This is a genomic window from Actinotalea endophytica (assembly GCF_025717005.1).
GTDB lineage: Bacteria > Actinomycetota > Actinomycetes > Actinomycetales > Cellulomonadaceae > Actinotalea.
Genome location: NZ_JAOVZU010000002.1, coordinates 33,978 through 48,099 on the forward strand (window position 1 = coordinate 33,978; position 14,122 = coordinate 48,099).

General features: G+C 72.4%; 15 protein-coding genes. 7 read left to right on the plus strand and 8 right to left on the minus strand.

Going from position 1 to position 14,122, the window contains the following annotated elements:
• Positions 1 to 142 precede the first annotated feature (142 nt).
• Together OEB99_RS03250 and OEB99_RS03255 are read left to right on the plus strand one after the other, a co-directional pair.
• A complete protein-coding gene (locus tag OEB99_RS03250; RefSeq protein ID WP_263508312.1) occupies positions 143 to 673 on the plus strand; it encodes a YbhB/YbcL family Raf kinase inhibitor-like protein in 531 nt (176 codons plus the stop codon).
• A gap of 49 nt (positions 674 to 722) precedes the next feature.
• Positions 723 to 1,271: a YbaK/EbsC family protein gene (locus OEB99_RS03255; protein ID WP_263508313.1), complete on the plus strand. Its 549-nt coding sequence runs from the start codon at positions 723 to 725 to the stop codon at positions 1,269 to 1,271.
• Between the two features lie 68 nt (positions 1,272 to 1,339).
• On the opposite strand, the gene OEB99_RS03260 is transcribed toward OEB99_RS03255, so the two are convergent.
• Positions 1,340 to 2,470, minus strand: a complete 1,131-nt coding sequence (locus OEB99_RS03260; RefSeq protein ID WP_263508859.1) for a helix-turn-helix transcriptional regulator — start codon at positions 2,468 to 2,470, stop codon at positions 1,340 to 1,342.
• Positions 2,471 to 2,617: 147 nt separating this feature from the next.
• Here OEB99_RS03260 and OEB99_RS03265 point away from each other — a divergent pair, with 147 nt between their 5' ends.
• Positions 2,618 to 4,096, plus strand: coding sequence for an FAD-binding oxidoreductase (locus OEB99_RS03265; protein ID WP_263508314.1), 1,479 nt, complete (start codon positions 2,618 to 2,620; stop codon positions 4,094 to 4,096).
• A gap of 90 nt (positions 4,097 to 4,186) precedes the next feature.
• On the opposite strand, the gene OEB99_RS03270 is transcribed toward OEB99_RS03265, so the two are convergent.
• A complete protein-coding gene (locus OEB99_RS03270; RefSeq protein ID WP_263508315.1) occupies positions 4,187 to 4,642 on the minus strand; it encodes a GNAT family N-acetyltransferase in 456 nt (151 codons plus the stop codon).
• 106 nt (positions 4,643 to 4,748) lie between these two features.
• Here OEB99_RS03270 and OEB99_RS03275 point away from each other — a divergent pair, with 106 nt between their 5' ends.
• Both OEB99_RS03275 and OEB99_RS03280 read left to right on the plus strand, forming a co-directional pair.
• Positions 4,749 to 5,180, plus strand: a complete 432-nt coding sequence (locus tag OEB99_RS03275) for a DUF6325 family protein (RefSeq protein ID WP_263508317.1) — start codon at positions 4,749 to 4,751, stop codon at positions 5,178 to 5,180.
• A 33-nt stretch (positions 5,181 to 5,213) separates the two neighbouring features.
• Entirely contained in the window at positions 5,214 to 5,591 is a 378-nt protein-coding gene (locus OEB99_RS03280) for an SHOCT domain-containing protein (RefSeq protein ID WP_263508318.1), read from the plus strand.
• 9 nt (positions 5,592 to 5,600) lie between these two features.
• Here OEB99_RS03280 and OEB99_RS03285 read toward each other — a convergent pair whose 3' ends face one another.
• From OEB99_RS03285 to OEB99_RS03295, 3 genes are read right to left on the minus strand one after another with little or no spacing between them, the layout of a single operon-like run.
• On the minus strand, positions 5,601 to 6,437 hold the full coding sequence (locus OEB99_RS03285) for a TrmH family RNA methyltransferase (protein WP_263508320.1): 837 nt from the start codon (positions 6,435 to 6,437) through the stop codon (positions 5,601 to 5,603).
• Between the two features lie 29 nt (positions 6,438 to 6,466).
• A complete protein-coding gene (locus OEB99_RS03290; protein ID WP_263508322.1) occupies positions 6,467 to 7,051 on the minus strand; it encodes a DinB family protein in 585 nt (194 codons plus the stop codon).
• Positions 7,048 to 7,941 carry a DinB family protein gene (locus OEB99_RS03295; RefSeq protein ID WP_263508323.1) on the minus strand — a complete coding sequence of 298 codons (894 nt, stop codon included), beginning with the start codon at positions 7,939 to 7,941 and terminating at the stop codon, positions 7,048 to 7,050. Before OEB99_RS03295 ends, OEB99_RS03290 begins: the two co-directional genes overlap by 4 nt.
• A 79-nt stretch (positions 7,942 to 8,020) precedes the next feature.
• On the opposite strand from OEB99_RS03295, the gene OEB99_RS03300 reads away from it, so the two are divergent.
• Complete coding sequence (locus OEB99_RS03300) at positions 8,021 to 8,413, plus strand: phage holin family protein (protein ID WP_263508324.1); 393 nt, start codon at positions 8,021 to 8,023, stop codon at positions 8,411 to 8,413.
• 172 nt (positions 8,414 to 8,585) lie between these two features.
• Here OEB99_RS03300 and OEB99_RS03305 read toward each other — a convergent pair whose 3' ends face one another.
• Genes OEB99_RS03305 through OEB99_RS03315 form a run of 3 tightly spaced genes read right to left on the minus strand, consistent with a single transcriptional unit; the run spans position 8,586 to position 13,089 of the window.
• A complete protein-coding gene (locus OEB99_RS03305) occupies positions 8,586 to 10,592 on the minus strand; it encodes an ABC transporter ATP-binding protein (protein ID WP_318011383.1) in 2,007 nt (668 codons plus the stop codon).
• Positions 10,589 to 12,319, minus strand: coding sequence for an ABC transporter ATP-binding protein (locus OEB99_RS03310; RefSeq protein WP_263508325.1), 1,731 nt, complete (start codon positions 12,317 to 12,319; stop codon positions 10,589 to 10,591). The genes OEB99_RS03305 and OEB99_RS03310 overlap by 4 nt, the downstream gene beginning before the upstream one ends.
• Positions 12,313 to 13,089, minus strand: a complete 777-nt coding sequence (locus OEB99_RS03315; protein WP_263508326.1) for a TetR/AcrR family transcriptional regulator — start codon at positions 13,087 to 13,089, stop codon at positions 12,313 to 12,315. Before OEB99_RS03315 ends, OEB99_RS03310 begins: the two co-directional genes overlap by 7 nt.
• Positions 13,090 to 13,211: 122 nt before the next feature.
• Between OEB99_RS03315 and OEB99_RS03320 the strand changes: the two genes are divergently transcribed.
• Complete coding sequence (locus OEB99_RS03320) at positions 13,212 to 14,063, plus strand: aldo/keto reductase (RefSeq protein ID WP_263508327.1); 852 nt, start codon at positions 13,212 to 13,214, stop codon at positions 14,061 to 14,063.
• Positions 14,064 to 14,122: the final 59 nt, after the last annotated feature.

Below are 14,122 nucleotides of genomic sequence, written 5' to 3' on the forward strand. Positions count from 1 at the left end.
CACTCTGGTCCGACACGATGTCAATCGCGCTCACCCCTGCTCTCCCCTCCGCTCGAACGCCACCCGAACGCCACCCCGACACCGAGCGCCCCGCCCGCACCGGGAGCAGGATGGGGACGAGACCACCGTCGAGGAGGCACACGTGGACCTCAGCCGACCTGTCGCACCCGAGCCCTACGAGCTGCTGCCGAGCGTCCCTGCCTTCGAGGTGACGAGCACCGACGTCGTCGACGGCGGTGCCTGCGACCACGTCTTCACCGCTGCGGGCGGCTCCACCTCACCGCAGCTGGCCTGGTCCGGGTTCCCGGCCGGCACCCGGAGCTTCGTGGTGAGCTGCTTCGACCCGGACGCACCGACCCCCGCCGGGTTCTGGCACTGGACAGTGGTGGACATCCCGGCCGGGGTGACCTCCCTGGCCACCGGAGCCGGGGCGCCGGACGGCAGCGGCCTGCCCGCCGGCGCGTTCCAGGTGCGCCACGACGGCGGCGGTCCGGGCTACATGGGGATGGCCCCGCCGGTCGGCGACCACGTGCATCGCTACGTCTTCGCCGTCCACGCCCTCGACGTCGACAAGCTCGGCGTCGGCCCGGACGCCACACCGACCGCGGTCGCGTTCAACACGCTCTTCCACACCCTGGCGCGCGGCACCCTGACTGCGACCTACCAGCGCTGACCTACCAGCGCTGACCGGCCGGCCGCGAGCCACCCGGCATGATGGCCCGGTGGACCTCGTCACCGTGCCTGCCCTGACCCGCCCGGACCTGCTCGCCGCTCCGACGCTCGCGGCGTTGCAGGACGTCGCCGAGCGCGACCCGGCCACGGCCGAACGCGTCCTGGTCACCGAGATCGACCCGGACCTGGCCGACACCGCCGCGCTGACCGAGGCCTACGGGCTCGACCTGCACGCCTCGGCGAACTGCGTGCTGGTGGTCGGCAGGCGCGCCGGCGAGGAACGGTTCGCCGCCTGCGTGGTGCGCGCGACCACCCGCGCCGACGTCAACAACCTGGTGCGCCGCCTGATCGACGCGCGCAAGGCCACGTTCCTGCCCACCGACCGTGCCGTGGAGCTGTCCGGCATGGAGTACGGCGGGATCACCCCGATCGGGCTGCCGGCCGACTGGCGCGTCCTGGTGGACGCGGACGTGCTCGCCGACGACGCGAACGTGATCGTCGGGTCCGGGGTGCGCCGCTCGAAGGTCCTGCTGCCCGGCCGCGACCTCGCGGCGTTCGGCGTCGAGGCGGTCGACGGGCTCGGCATGCCGGTCGGCTGAGGCCGCCGAGCACTCGGGCAGCACTCGGGCTGCACTCTGGCAGCACTCGGCAGCGCTCGGCCCACCGTTCAGGCCGGCACTGCCTCACCTTCGTCGACGAACCACCCGGAGGTTCCGATCCGGGACCCGTAGCGCGGCTGGTACTGCTCGAGGACGACCTTCGCGATCAGCTCGCGACGGCTGCCGACCCCGGCCTTGTCGAAGATCACCTTGAGGTGGTCCTGCACCGTGTACGGCGACAGGTGCAGGCTGCGCGCGATCTCCTGGGTGCTCGCACCGTGCACGACGGCCGCCAGCACGTCGCGCTCGCGACCGGTGAGCCCGAGCGCGGCCACCACTAGCGGCACGACGTCGGCCGGCCCCGCCTCCTCGATGGTCACCGCGACCTGGGCCGCCGGGCCGCCGTCCGGCGAGGCCAGCGGCGAGGCGTGCACCACGAGCCACTGCCCCGTCCGGCTGCGGACCCGCAGCCGCGGCACCAGGTCCGAGCGGCCGGCAGCCATCGCGCGAGCGACCGCGACGATCGACCCCACGGCGGTGGGCAGCCGCTCCCAGACCGAGCCACCCAGCTCGGCGACCCGCTCCTGCGCGGCCGTGCTCGCCTGGACCACACGGTCGTCGCTGCCGACCACGAGCACGGCCGGGCCCGACCCGGGCGCGGCCAGACCGGCGTCGGCCGCCTCGGCGACGAGGCCCACCCGCACCCCGCGCGCGATGCTCGGGGCGATGCCCGCCAGGAACTCGGCCTCGGCGGGGCTGAAGCCACCCGCACCGGAGGCCCGGTACAGCGAGAACCCCGCCCACGGCCGACCCTCGAGCACCGCGGCCGCGCGCACCTCGTGGCCCAGGTCCCACTCGGGCACGAAGAGCTCGCGGTAGCGCGAGACGACCTCCGGATGACCGTCGGTGTCGTCCACCAGGATCGCGACCGGGAAGTCACGCTTGGCCAGGTCCGAGAAGAGGTTGACCGAGTCGTCCAGGTACTCGTGGCGGAGGAACTCGAAGTCCTTCTCGTTGTGCAGCCCGATCTTGGCCGAGCCGGTGAGCAGCGCCGTGCGAGGGTCCGCCGGGCCGACGCAGGCGGCGTCGAAGGGGACGGCGCGTCGCAGGAGCTCCAGTGCTCCGATGGCGAAGGCCTCCCACGGCAGCCCGGTGCGGGCGAGCGCGTCGAGGCCCTGCCGCACCGGGTCGGTGCGCATGGTTGTCACACCCATATGGTGACCTTGGTCCCTTGCCTTGGGTACCCCCAGTTTTCTGGGTAGTCCGACGGTCCACCGCCCTGGGCCACGGATCCCCCAGGAAAATGGGATGGTCGCGGCCCGCCGGGACCGGGCACCTTTGCCGCCATGACAACCGCGAACGAGGCCCTCACCCCGTCCCACGACGGCGGGGCAGGCCACCCCGAGCACCACCACTCCCCCGACCGACCCGGCGACCACCCCCTCGCCGGGCTCCACCTCACCGGCCGCATCGTGCGCCCGTCCGACCCGGACTGGGACGCGGTCCGCATGCCCTGGAACGTCGCGATCGACCAGCGTCCCGTCGCCGTGGTCCTGGCCGCCGACGCCGAGGACGTCACGCAGGCGGTCCGGCACGCCGCGCACCACGGCCTGACCGTCACCGCGCAGCCACGCGGCCACGGTGCGTCCTCCGACCTCGCCGACGTCGTGCTGATCCGCACCACGGCCCTCGACGACATCTGGATCGACGCCGAGACCCGCGTCGCCCGGGTCGGTGCGGGCGTCCGGATGGGCGCCCTGCAGGCGGCTCTCGACGGCACCGGCCTCACCGCGCTCAGCGGCTCGAGCGGTGACGTGAGCGTCGTCGGCATCGCCCTCGGCGCCGGCCTGTCCTGGTTCAGCCGGGCGCACGGCAACGCCGCCCAGACGCTGCGCGCCGTCGAGCTCGTCGACCCGCACGGCCGCCGCCGATGGGTCACCGACGAGTCCGACCCCGAGCTGATGTGGGCGCTGCGCGGAGGCGGCGGCGACTTCGGCATCGTCACGGCCGCGGAGATCGGCCTGGTCCCCGCACCCGAGCTGCACGGCGGCACGATCGCCTTCCCGATCGACGCCGCACCGGTGGTCCTTCGCGCCTGGCGGGACGCCACCGAGCGGGCCACCCGGGACACCAGCCTCTGGGCCGCGCTGCTGCACCTGCCGGACATCCCCGAGATCCCCGAGCCCATGCGCGGGCAGTCCTTCGCGCTGGTCCAGGCGATGCACCTGGGCGACAGCGCCGGGCTGGACGCCCTGCTCGCCGAGGTGCGGGCGGCAGGTCCGGTGCTGCGCGACAGCATCCACCCGGTCGCGATCGCCGAGGTCGGCACGGTCGCGGAGGACCCGGAGGACCCCAGCCCGTCCATGCTGGCCGCGACCCGCCTCACCGGGCTGACCGACGAGGCGATCGACGCCCTGGTCGCCGTGGCCGGCGGCGGAAGCGGCACGCCGATCCTCCAGGTTCAGCTCCGTCACCTCGGTGGCGCGCTGGCCGACCCCGGCAGCCCGGCGGTCGCGGGTCCGGAAGCGGCGCCGTACCTCATGTCCGGCCTGGCCATGGTGCCCGCACCGCCACTGGCACCGGTGATGTCGGCCGGTCTCGACGCGGTCCTCGACGCCATGGCGCCGTGGGCCACCGGGACCGCGCCGCTGACGTTCCTGGACCGGGCCGACACCATTGCGCGCAGCTACCCGGACGATGCCGTGGTGCGCCTCCAGCTGCTCAAGGAGCTGGTCGACCCGGCGGGAGTCGTGCGCAGCAACCGCCCGGTCCTCGACGCGGCGATCGGGGCCAGGACGCCCGAGGCGCTGGTCAGCGAGATCTGACCCGGCGATCGAGCCGGAGACCCGACCAGGGGATCCGGCTCCGGAACCCGACACGGCCTGACGGGTCCGGCGACGCGTTCGCCGGGCCCGTCAGAGCGTCTTGGCGAACCAGTGGGTCGCGTTCGGGTTCTCGTTGTACCGCTCGACCTCGCGATAGCCGGCGGACCGGTACAGCGACTGCGCGGCCGGCAGGGTGTCGTTCGTGTCCAGGACGACGGTCACCGCACCGAGCGACACCGCCTCGGCCTCGAGGGCGGCGAGCAGCGCGCGGCCCCATCCGCGGCCGCGCTGCTCCGCGCGCAGGTAGAGGTGCTTCACCTCCGCGCGCTCCGGGTCGAGCATCCGGACCCCGCCGCAGCCGATCGGGTCGCCGCCCACCTCCGCGAGCAGGAACGCACCGCGCGGCGGCACGAACGCCGAGGGCACGGGCGGTGCGACATCCCAGGTCCCGCGCTCCACGGGCCATGCAGCGCGGCGCATCGCGAAGTACTCCGCGAGCACGGCGGCCGCCGTCGGATCGGTCAGCGGCACGCGGCGGGTCAGCACCGGGACAGCCTAGGTCGGTGCTGATCGCGAACCCCAACCGCGGCCGGAGAGCCGGGGCTACGCTGACAACGCGGACGACCGCACCCACCTGTGAGCGGAGGTTCCCATGGCGCTCGGCCCCATCGAGGTTCTCGAGATCGCGTTCCCCGGCAATCACTTCAACGGCCAGATCCTCCCCGAGCTGCAACGTCTGGTGGACACCGACGTCATCTCGGTCATCGACGGCATCTTCGTCCTCAAGGACGAGGCCGGGGAGGTCACCTTCCTCGAGTTCGACCAGCTCGACGCGAACGAGGACGCCGCCCGGCTCGCAGCCGTGGTCGACCACCTCGACGACCTGATCTCCGACGAGGACGTCGAGACGCTCGCCGAGGGTCTCGCGCCGGACAGCTCCGCGGCGATCCTCGTCATCGAGCACACCTGGGCCAAGGCGTTCCGCGACGCGATCCTCGACTCCGGAGGCATGCTCGTGGCCAACGTCCGGATCCCCGGTCTCGTCGTCGACGAGGTCCTCGACTCGCTCGCCGCCGCGGAGTGACGGCAACCCCCTCTCTCGTTGGAAGGACATGACATGCCTCGACGCATCGGCCGACCCGGTCTGATCGGGACGATGGCCCGGACCGCGGTGATCACCGGCACCGCCTCGGCGACCGCTGGAGCGATGAACCGGCGCCAGCAGGCCAAGTACTCCGCCGCGCAGCAGGAGCAGGCCGCCCAGCAGGCAGCCTTCGAGTCGCAGGCGCAGATGGCCGAGATGCAGTCCCAGCTCGCCGCGATGCAGGCCCAGCAGCAGCTGCCTCCCGCGCCGCCCGCCCCGGCACCGGCGCCCGCGGCAGCGTCCGGCGGCGACGACCTGATGGCCAAGCTCCAGCAGCTCGCCGAGCTCAAGGCCGCAGGCGTGCTCGACGACGCCGAGTTCGCGGCGGCGAAGGCGAAGCTGCTCTCCTGACCGAGCGGCTCAGCGGGTCGCCCAGAACGCCACGGCCGACGCTGCCGCGACGTTGAGCGAGTCGACCCCACCGGCCATCGGGATCCGGACCACGAGGTCGGCCGCGGCGACGGTCGCGGGCTTCAGCCCGTCGCCCTCCGCGCCGAGCACGAGGGCCAGGCGCTCCGGCGGCTCGGCGGCGAGCTCGTCGAGGCTGACCGAGTCGTCGTCGAGCGCCAGCGCGGCCACCGTGAACCCGAGCTGGTGCAACAGGTCGACGCCGCCCGGCCACGGGTCGATGCGGGTCCACGGGACTTGGAACACGGTGCCCATGCTGACCCGCACGGCACGCCGGTAGAGCGGGTCGGCGCACCGCGGGGTGACCAGCACGGCGTCGACCCCGAGGGCTGCCGCGCTGCGCACGATCGCCCCGACGTTGGTGTGGTCGACGATGTCCTCGAGCACGGCGACCCGGCGCGCGCCCGCTCCGGCCCGCGCACCGGTGACCAGGGCTTCGACGGTGGGCAGCTCGGGGCGCTGCATCGCCGCGAGCGCACCGCGGTGCACGTGGAACCCGGTGATCGCCTCGAGCACGTCGGTCTCGGCGAGGTACACCGGCACCTCGGCGCCGTCCGGGACGTCGGCGAGCATCGCCTCGACGTCGGGCAGCCAGCGCGGCGAGCACAGCACCGACCGCGCTCGGTGACCCGCCTCGAGCGCCCGGCCGAGGACGGTCGACGACTCCGCCATGTACAGCCCTCGCTCGGGCTCGATCCGCCGTCGCAGTGCGACGTCGGTCAGGGAGACGTAGTCGGTGAGCCGCTCGTCGGCGGGGTCATCGATCGGTACCACGGGCACGCCGGGCATTCTGCCGCGCCCGAGCTACCGCTGGTGGCTCACCACCAGAGCCCGGGCCCGGACACGGGGCGCCAGCCGTCCGGCGGGTCCTCCCCGACCCGGCCGTCCACCACCTCGCGCAGCAGGTCCGCGTGCCCGGTGTGGCGGCCGTACTCCTCGATGAGGTCGCAGACCAGGCGGCGCAGGCTGAGGTGCTGCCCGTCCGGCCAGCTCAGGTGGACCTCCTGGTCGAGCCCGCCGTCGGCGACCGCGATGGCCATCCGGGCCCGGCTGCGCGCCACGGCACCGTCCCAGATCGCGTAGAGCTCCTCGGGGCTGTCCGCGGCGGCGGAGACGAACTCCCAGTTCGGCACGTCGGGGTCGTACGGGCGCCAGACCGCGGGGTACGGCGCTCCGTCGAGGCGGTTCGTCGAGACGTCGTCCTCGCACAGCGCGAGGTGCTTGAGCAGCGCCCCGAGGGTGAGCGCCGACGCGCCGACGTGGGTGTCGAGCGCGGCGGCGTCCAGCCCGTCGGCCTTCCACCGGAACGTCGCGCGCAACCGGTCGAGCGCGCCGAAGAGGTGCTCGGCCTCGGTGCCGGCCACCGGCGGCTCCCACGGGGGGACGGTCGCGTCCTGACTCATCGCTCCTCCTGGTGACCTCGGTCGCCGTGCCGGCCCGCTGGGGCGGTTCCGCCATCCTCCGCGCCCAGGTCGATCCCGGCACGTCGGGCCAGGACCGCCAGGTCCCGCTCGGCGAACCGCCGGTGCCACCACTCCTCGTTGAGCAGGACGTGCAGCGGCTCGGTCACCGGGAAAGCCCGGACCGGTGGCCAGCCCGGGCCTTCGACCGGGACGGTGCTGCCGGCGAGCTGCTCGTCGGTCAGCGTCGCCAGGTAGTCCCGCACGCCGGCCTGCCGGTCCGCCCGTACCGCGAGCACGTCGTCCAGGCCCGGCCGCACCGCACGGTCCCGCGGCACGCCCGGGGTGTCCGGCATCTGGTCCCAGGGCAGGTCCAGCGCGTGCCACGGACGTGGGTCGCCGAGCAGGCCGCGGCGGACCCACGAGTCGGTGACGAACAGCATGTGCCGGAGCGTCTCGATGAACGACCACTCGCCGTCCACGGACTCGTGCAGCAGGTCCGGGTCGTGCGCAGCGAGCGTCCTGGCGCGTGCGACGGTGCGGTCCCACTGCTCCTCGAGCACCGGCCAGACGGCCCGGAGACCCGCCGCCGTGGTGGGTCTCAGGAGTCCGTACTCGGGGTACCGGCGGGCCAGCTCGGCGTCCACCAGCGGCCCGATCTCCACCCCGTTGACCGTGACGTTCTCGAGCTCGCCGGTGATCTCCACGTCGAGCATCTCCACGCCACGGATCCGGCCGCCGCGCCACAGCACGTCACGCAGCTCGACACCCGAGAGGTTCGCGTCGGTGATCCGCGCGTCCCGCAGCCGGACGTCGGTGAAGGCGCTGCCGGTCAGGTCGACCCGCTCGAACCTGCTGCCGCTGAGGTCCTCGTCCCGGTGCTCGATGGCCATGGCGGCACGGTAGACGCCACCTGTGACAACGGTTCGCGATCTCTGTCACCGCGGGGACGCCACGGGCTACGCTCGATGAATGGTGGTCTTCCTCATCCGCACCGGGATCTACCTCGGCTCTGCCGCGCTCGGGATCTGGGTGGCGTCGCTCCTTCTCGACGGCATGTCCGTCACGGCGACCGGTTTCGTGGTCGCGGTCCTCGTCTTCGTCGTCGCCCAGTGGATCCTGTCACCGCTGATCCTCAAGCTGACGCACAAGTACGCCAACGCCTTCATCGGCGGCGTCGGGCTCGTCTCGACGTTCGTCGCGCTGCTCGTCGCCACGCTCATCGCGAACGGCCTGACCATCGACGGTGCCGACACCTGGGTGATCGGGACGCTCGTCGTCTGGCTCGTGACGGCGCTGGCGACGCTCGTGCTCCCGATGATCTTCCTGAAGAACCGGATCGAGGAGCGCCGCGACTCGAAGTGACCGACTCGAGCTCGCCGGCCCGGGCCTGACCCGGGCCGACCGAGCCACGACCTCCGACACCCGAGCCACGAGCACCTGAGCCGCCGCAGCGCGCGAACCGGTCGCGCCCGTCGGCAGGCGGACGTCACGAGTGGGGCCGACCCCACGGGCCGGCCCCACTCGACGTCCACGCTCACTCGACCGGCGCGACGGCCTCCTCGAACTGCGAGCGGTAGAGCCGCGCGTACGCGCCGTCGGCCTCGAGCAGCTGGGCGTGCGAGCCCTGCTCGACGATCTGCCCGTGCTCCATCACCAGGATCACGTCGGCATCGCGGATCGTGGAGAGCCGGTGCGCGATCACGAACGACGTCCGCCCGTGCCGCAGCGCGTTCATCGCCTCCTGCACGAGCACCTCGGTGCGGGTGTCCACCGACGACGTCGCCTCGTCGAGGATCAGGATCGCCGGGTCGGCGAGGAACGCCCGCGCGATGGTCAGGAGCTGCTTCTCCCCCGCGCTGACGTTCGACCCCTCCTCGTCGATCACGGTGTCGTACCCGTCGGGCAGGTGGTGCACGAACCGGTCGACGTAGGCGGCGCGCGCGGCTGCCTCGACCTCCTCCTGCGTCGCGTCGACCCGCCCGTAGGCGATGTTGGCCGCGATCGTCCCGCCGAACAGCCAGGTGTCCTGCAGCACCATGCCGATCCGGGAACGCAGGTCCTCGCGGTCCATGGCCCGGGTGTCGACGCCGTCCAGCGTGATCCGCCCGGAGTCGACGTCGTAGAACCGCATGATGAGGTTCACCAGCGTGGTCTTGCCGGCCCCGGTCGGCCCGACGATGGCGATCGTCTGACCGGGCTCGGCGACCAGGTCGAGGTCCTCGATCAGCGGCGCGTCCTCGACGTACCGGAACGAGACGTCCTCGAACGCCACCCGGCCGGCGACCTTCTCGATCCGGGCGGGCTCGGCGGGCTCGGGGCTCTGCTCGTCCTCGTCGAGCAGCTCGAACACCCGCTCGGCGGAGGCGACCCCGGACTGCAGCAGGTTCATCATCGACGCGACCTGCGCGATCGGCTGGGTGAACTGCCGCGAGTACTGGATGAACGCCTGGACGTCACCGATCGAGATCGCGCCCGAGGCCACCCGCAGGCCGCCGACCACGGCGATCCCGACGTAGCTGAGGTTGGACAGGAAGATCATCGACGGCTGGATCAGCCCGGAGATGAACTGCGCGCGGAACGACGCCTCGTAGAGCTTCTCGTTCTCCTCGGCGAAGGTCTTGGCGGCGGCCTGCTGGCGCCCGAAGACGGTCACCAACGAGTGGCCCGTGTACATCTCCTCGATGTGCGCGTTGAGCGTCCCGGTGTAGCGCCACTGGTCGACGAAGCGCGGCTGGGACCGCTTGGCGATCTGCGCGGTGACGATCGCCGACAGCGGGATCACCACGAGCGCGATGAGCGCGAGGATCCAGGAGATCCAGAACATCATCACCAGCGTGCCGACGAGCATGAGCACCGACTGCACGAGCTGGCTCAGCGTCTGCTGCATGGTCTGGGCCAGGTTGTCGATGTCGTTGGTGACCCTGGACAGCACCTCGCCACGGGTCTGCTTGTCGAAGTACGACAGCGGCAGGTTGCCGAGCTTGACCTCGACCCGCTGGCGCAGCCGGTACACGGTGCGCTGGACGAGCGCGGTGGTCAGCCAGCCCTGGGCGTACATGAAGATCGATGCCCCGACGTACAGCGCGAGCACGCCGACCAGCACCGAGCCGAGGGCGGAGAAGTCGATCCCCTGGCCCACCGTGATGTCCATCGACGAGACGAGGTCGGCGAACTGGTTCTCCCCGGCTGCGCGCAGGGCCGCGACCACCTGGTCGGTGGTGGCGCCGTCCGGCAGGTTGCCGGCGAGCATCTTGCCGACGACGCCCTGCACGATCACGTCGGTGGCGTGCCCCAGGACCCGCGGGCCCATCACGTTCAGCGTCACGCCGATCGCGGTGAGCAGCAGGACGACCACGATCACCGGACGTTCGGGCTTCAGCTCACCGAGCAGGCGGCGCAGGGAGCCGCCGAAGTTCATCGCCTTGGCGGTCGGCATGCCGAGGCCACCCATCGGACCGTGCCCCATCGGACCGCGGCCACGCTGCTGCTGACCGGCACCGCCGGTCGCCGGCTGACCGCCGGCAGGTCGCTCCGCGCTCATGCTGCCTCGCTCTCGCTGATCTGGGACAGGACGATCTCGCGGTAGGTCTCGTTGCTCGCCATGAGCTCGGCGTGGGTCCCGGTCCCGACCACCCGGCCCTCCTCGAGCACCACGATCCGCTCCGCGTGCCGGATCGTGCTGACCCGCTGGGCGACGACCAGCACGGTCGCGTCCCGGGTCTCGGGCGCCAGCGCCCGACGCAGCGCGGCGTCGGTCGCGTAGTCGAGGGCCGAGAACGAGTCGTCGAACAGGTAGATCTCGGGCTTGCGGACCAGGGCCCGGGCGATCGCCAGCCGCTGGCGCTGCCCGCCCGAGACGTTCGTGCCGCCCTGGGCGATCGGCGCCTCCAGGCCGCCCATCTCCAGCACGAAGGTCTTCGCCTGGGCGATCTCCAGCGCGTGCCACAGGTCCTCGTCGGTGGCGTCCTCGTCCCCGTAGCGCAGGTTGGACGCCACGGTGCCGCTGAACAGGAACGGCTTCTGCGGCACCAGGCCGATCCGGGTCCACAGGGCCTCGGGCGCGAGGTCCCGCACGTCGACGCCGTCCACCAGCACGCTGCCGCCGGTCACGTCGAACAGCCGGGGCACGAGGTTGACCAGCGTGGTCTTGCCGGAGCCGGTCGACCCGATGATCGCGGTCGTCTGGCCCGGCTCGGCGACCAGCGAGACGCCGTGCAGCACGTCCTCGTCGGCTCCCGGGTAGCCGAAGCCGACGTCCCGCAGCTCGAGGTGACCGCGCCCGGTGACCTCGGTGACGGGGGCCATCGGCGGCACCACCGAGGACTCGGTGTCCAGGACGGCGCCGATCCGCTCGGCGCTCACCTCGGCGCGGGGCACGATCATGAACATCATCGTGGCCATCATCACGGCCATCAGGATCTGCATGATGTACTGCAGGAACGCGGTGAGCTCACCGACCTGCATGACGCCGGAGTCGATCCGGTGCCCGCCGAACCAGAGCACACCGACGCTGGTCACGTTCATGATCAGCATGACCATCGGGAACATCAGCGCCATCAGGCGACCCACCTGGATGCCGACCTGGCGCAGGTCCGCGTTGGCGACGTCGAAACGCTCCCGCTCGTGGTCGTCGCGCACGAATGCGCGGATCACCCGGATGCCGGTGATCTGCTCACGCATGATGCGGTTGATCCCGTCGATCTTGATCTGCAGCGAGCGGAACAGCGGGCGCATCCGGCTGATCGCGAAGCCGAGGGTCAGCAGCAGCACCGGGATCACCAGGAGCAGCAGACCGGACAGCTGGACGTCCTCCCGCAGCGCCATGATCACGCCGCCGACCGCCATCACCGGCGCGGCGACCATCAGGGTCAGCGCGAGCAGCACGACCATCTGGACCTGCTGGACGTCGTTGGTGCTTCGCGTGATCAGGGACGGTGCGCCGAACTTGGCCATCTCCCGCGCGGAGAACTCCTGCACCCGGCCGAACACGCCCGCGCGCAGGTCGCGGCCCACCGACATCGCGATCTGGGCACCGAAGTAGACGGCGACCATCGTCGCGACCACCTGGCCGAGCGTCACGGCGAGCATGACGCCGCCGATCCGCAGGATGTAGCCGGTGTCGCCCTGCAGCACGCCGTTGTCGATGATGTCGGCGTTGAGGCTGGGCAGGAACAGGTTCGCGATCGCCTGGAGCAGCTGGAGGACCAGCACGAGCGACAGCGGCCCGGCGTAGGGGCGCAGATAGCTGCGCAGGAGACGGATCAGCACGGTGCCTCCGGGGTGTCCGGTGAGAGGGTCTGGGTGGCGGGCCGGGCACGCATGCCGTCGAGGAAGACCTCGACGACCTCGCGTCCGGTGAGCTGCTCGGTGGCGCTGAGCGGCTCGTGGAAGGACGAGGTGACGATCGAGAAGAGGATGCGCGCGCACACCTCGGGGTCGCGACGCAATTCGGCGCGGTGCGGCGTGAGCGCGTCGGCGAGCGCTCCGACGATCCGCTCGGGCGCCCGACCCGCCCGGGAGCGCAGCTGGTGAGCAGCGTGCGCGAGGCTGCCCGGGCGGTCGACGTCCTCGTGCCGGCTGAGGGCGTCGGGATCACGGATCAGCCCGGTGTGCGGGTCCTCGGCCGAGGCGCGCCGCAGCTCGTGCGCCACGCCCATCACGCTGCGGATGCCGGCGCTGCGGGTGGCGAGCACGTCGACGAGCTCGGCGAGCACGTCGTCCAGCGCGCGCTCGCCGTCCACCGCGCCGAGGGCGGCGATCACGGGGTCCGGGTCCATCGCCCGCGCGATCGCCGCGATGACCAGGGCCTTCTTGTCGTCGAAGACGCGGAAGAGGGTGCCTTCGGCCACGCCGGCGGCGTCGGCGATCTGGCGGGTCGTCAGGCCGAGCCCGTGCTCGACGAGCAGCGGGATGGTCGCGTCGATCACCGCGGCGCGTCGGTCCTCCGGGCTGAGCCTGGTCCGGGCGACGGGATCGGCACCGCCGGCGCCCTCCGGCGCCTCCGTGCTCCCGGCGCCGACGTCATCCAGTGTTGTCACGGGCGCCGACGCTACCACAGCGGAGTGAGTGCTCACTCATTAGCGCCACGCGGTTTCACTTCTGGCGAACTGATCCCCGTGTCGGCAGGACGAATCGGTTCGACAGCGGTTGGCTGGGAACCATGACCACTCGCGTTCCCCTCGTGACCCTGTCCGGCTCCGCCACCATCCCGCAGCTCGGGTACGGGGTGTTCCAGATCCCGCCGGACGAGACCGCCGCCGCCGTCGCCGAGGCCCTCGCGACCGGCTACCGGCACATCGACACCGCCCAGATGTACCGCAACGAGCGCGGCGTCGGCGAGGGCGTGCGCGCCTCCGGTCTCCCCCGCGAGGACGTCTGGATCACCAGCAAGCTCAGCAACGCGGCCCACCGGCCGGACGACGCACGCCGCGCCATCGACGCGACGCTCACCGAGCTCGGCACGGACCACGTGGACCTCTACCTGATCCACTGGCCGCTGCCGACCCGCTTCGACGGGGACTTCGTCTCGACCTGGCGGGTGCTCGGCGAGGCGCTCGCCGACGGCCGCGCGCGCACCATCGGCGTCTCGAACTTCACGCCCGCCCACCTGGACCGGATCGTCGAGGAGACGGGCATCGCGCCGGCGGTCAACCAGATCGAGGTGCACCCCTACTTCGCCAACGACGAGACCCGCGCGGCGACCCAGCGGCACGGCGCGGTCGTCGAGGCCTGGTCGCCGATCGCCCAGGGCGCCGTGCTGGGCGACCCCGTGATCACGGCGATCGCCGAGCGCCTCGGCGCCACCGCCTCGCAGGTCGTGCTGGCGTGGCACCTCGGCCGGGGCGACATCGTGTTCCCCAAGACGACGCACGCCGACCGCATGGCGGAGAACCTCGCGGCGGTCGACGTACGGCTCTCCGGCGAGGACGTCGCCGCGATCTCCGCCCTCGACAAGGGCGAGGCGGGCCGCACCGGTCCGAACCCCGACGCGTTCGACTACATCCCCGGCTGAGGGGCCTGGGAGACACGGCGCACGCGCCACGGCCCTACGGACCGTCCGCGAGGCCGGCC

What these genes read in the sequence shown, in the direction of transcription:
- OEB99_RS03260 (WP_263508859.1), bottom strand. Translation starts at nt 2,470, where the DNA reads ATGCGCACCGACCCGGTGCGGCAGGGCCTCGACGCGCTCGCCCGCACC.
- OEB99_RS03265 (WP_263508314.1), top strand. Translation starts at nt 2,618, where the DNA reads ATGACAACCGCGAACGAGGCCCTCACCCCGTCCCACGACGGCGGGGCA.
- OEB99_RS03275 (WP_263508317.1), top strand. Translation starts at nt 4,749, where the DNA reads ATGGCGCTCGGCCCCATCGAGGTTCTCGAGATCGCGTTCCCCGGCAAT.
- OEB99_RS03280 (WP_263508318.1), top strand. Translation starts at nt 5,214, where the DNA reads ATGCCTCGACGCATCGGCCGACCCGGTCTGATCGGGACGATGGCCCGG.
- OEB99_RS03285 (WP_263508320.1), bottom strand. Translation starts at nt 6,437, where the DNA reads ATGCCCGGCGTGCCCGTGGTACCGATCGATGACCCCGCCGACGAGCGG.
- OEB99_RS03290 (WP_263508322.1), bottom strand. Translation starts at nt 7,051, where the DNA reads ATGAGTCAGGACGCGACCGTCCCCCCGTGGGAGCCGCCGGTGGCCGGC.
- OEB99_RS03295 (WP_263508323.1), bottom strand. Translation starts at nt 7,941, where the DNA reads ATGGCCATCGAGCACCGGGACGAGGACCTCAGCGGCAGCAGGTTCGAG.
- OEB99_RS03300 (WP_263508324.1), top strand. Translation starts at nt 8,021, where the DNA reads ATGGTGGTCTTCCTCATCCGCACCGGGATCTACCTCGGCTCTGCCGCG.
- OEB99_RS03305 (WP_318011383.1), bottom strand. Translation starts at nt 10,592, where the DNA reads ATGAGCGCGGAGCGACCTGCCGGCGGTCAGCCGGCGACCGGCGGTGCC.
- OEB99_RS03320 (WP_263508327.1), top strand. Translation starts at nt 13,212, where the DNA reads ATGACCACTCGCGTTCCCCTCGTGACCCTGTCCGGCTCCGCCACCATC.